Here is a 1,901-nt window from a genome sequence, read left to right on the forward strand (position 1 = left end):
CTTGAGGCCGCGGGCACGGCAGTGCTGGATCAGAAAGAGGATCAACGGAGTCTTGCCGGTGCCGCCGACGGTGATGTTGCCCACCACCAGCACCGGCACCGGCGCGCGGTAGATCTCGCCCGCGCCGGCGAGAAAGCGCGCGCGCTTGCCCAGCACCACGCGGCGGTACAGCCACTCCAGCGGGCGCAGCAGCGCCAGGGCCGGATGGCCGCGGTACCAGGCGTCGAGCAGACGGTCGGCAGCGCTCACTTAAGGGCTTTCCTGTGCTTCCACCGTGGTGATGCGCAGGTGCGCGAAGCCCAGCTTGCCGGCCGCGTCCATGGCGGTGATCACCGCCTGGTGCGGGGTCTTGCCGTCGGCGCTGATGATCAGCGGCAGGCTGTTGTCGCCGTCGGACTCCTTCTGCAGCGCCGCCATCAGGTTGCTCAGGTTGCTTTCCAGCAGCGCCTTGCCGTTCACCGAGAAGGCGCCGTCGGTACCGATCAGGATCTCCAGCTGTTTCAGCTCGGTCTGCTCCGGCGGCGTGCCGCTGACGGCCTCGGGCAGGTCGACCTTGAGCTGGGTTTCGCGGGTGAAGGTGGTGGTGACCACGAAGAACAGCAGCAGGATGAATACCACGTCGATCAGCGAGGCCAGGTTGATCTCGACGCTCTCCCGCGGTTTGCGCCGGAATTTCACGCCTTGCCCTCGCCCAGGTCGACGTCGCGGTCGCCCTGCACCATTTCCACCAGCTTGATCGCCTCCTGCTCCATGCCCACCACCAGCTCGTCGACGCGACGCTGCAGGTAGCGATGGAAGAACAGCGCCGGAATCGCCACCATCAGGCCGGCGGCGGTGGTGATCAACGCCTTGGAGATACCGCCGGCGAGCATCGGCGCATTGGCCATGCCCGAGCCCATGAAGGAGCTGAAGATTTCGATCATGCCCAGCACGGTGCCGAGCAGGCCGAGCAGCGGGGCGATGCCGGCGATGGTGCCTAGGGCGTTGAGGTAGCGCTCCAGCTCATGGATGACGCGGGCGGCGGCCTCTTCGATGCATTCCTTCATGATCTCGCGACCATGCTTGGAGTTGGCCAGGCCGGCGGCGAGGATCTGCCCCAGCGGCGAATGCTCGCGCAGTTCCTTGAGCTTCTGGTTGTTGAGCTTCTTGTCCTTGATCCAGCGCCAGACCTGGGCCAGCAGGTTGGCCGGGGTGACGCGGGCGGGCCGCAGGGTCCACAGGCGCTCGGCGACGATGCCGGCCGCGGCGATGGAGCAGAGAATGATCGGCAGCATCATCCAGCCGCCAGCTTTGACCAGTTCCCACACGGTAGAGAATCCCCCTCGAAAAAGTGGCGCCACTCTAGCATAGGGTGCCGCCCTCGCCGACCGCCGCCGTTCTCATTTTTCCCGCCAGAAACGTGCCTGGCGTCGCAACGCCTGCGCCTCGCCCTGCTCGCCCAGCAGCAGGCGCAGGGCACCGCTGGTGGCGCTGTCGTGCAGCCGGGCGCCGGCCTCGCGGTAACGCGCCAGCACCTGCGGATGGGGATGGCCGAAGTTGTTGTGACGGCCGCGGGCGATCAGCACATGGCGCGGCGCCACCGCGTCGACGAAGGCCCGGCTGGAGGAGCTGCGGCTGCCATGGTGCGGCGCCAGCAGCCAGTGCGCCGCCAGGGGAAAGTCATCCTGCAGCAGCGCCTGCTCGGCGCGCGCATCGATATCGCCGGTCAGCAGCAGGCGCTCGCCGCCCGCCTCCACCAGCAGCACGCAGGAGCTCTGGTTGCCCGGCGCCGCCTGCACCCAGCGCCACAGACGAAAGCTGACGCCATCCCACTGCCACTGCCGGCCCGACTCGCAGGGCTCGGCCGCAAGCCGCGACCCCAGGCGTTCGGGCTCGCCGCTGAGCAGGCGCGCCACCGGCAG

4 protein-coding genes are annotated in these 1,901 nt (G+C 68.3%); all 4 read right to left on the reverse strand.

Features of this window, described 5'->3' with window-relative positions; all coding sequences use genetic code 11:
* Positions 1–249, reverse strand: a 249-nt coding sequence (locus N878_RS19165; protein ID WP_031303510.1) for a tetraacyldisaccharide 4'-kinase, incomplete at its 3' end; no start/stop codon positions are given.
* On the reverse strand, positions 250–678 hold the full coding sequence (locus tag N878_RS19170) for a biopolymer transporter ExbD (protein ID WP_021445184.1): 429 nt from the start codon (positions 676–678) through the stop codon (positions 250–252). It lies immediately after the preceding gene.
* Positions 675–1,307, reverse strand: a complete 633-nt coding sequence (locus tag N878_RS19175; protein WP_003245211.1) for a MotA/TolQ/ExbB proton channel family protein — start codon at positions 1,305–1,307, stop codon at positions 675–677. Before N878_RS19175 ends, N878_RS19170 begins: the two co-directional genes overlap by 4 nt.
* Positions 1,308–1,379: 72 nt before the next feature.
* A partial coding sequence (locus N878_RS29115) for an MBL fold metallo-hydrolase (protein ID WP_031303512.1) occupies positions 1,380–1,901 on the reverse strand: 522 nt, incomplete at its 5' end.

The organism is Pseudomonas sp. EGD-AK9, assembly GCF_000465935.2.
Lineage (GTDB): Bacteria > Pseudomonadota > Gammaproteobacteria > Pseudomonadales > Pseudomonadaceae > Aquipseudomonas.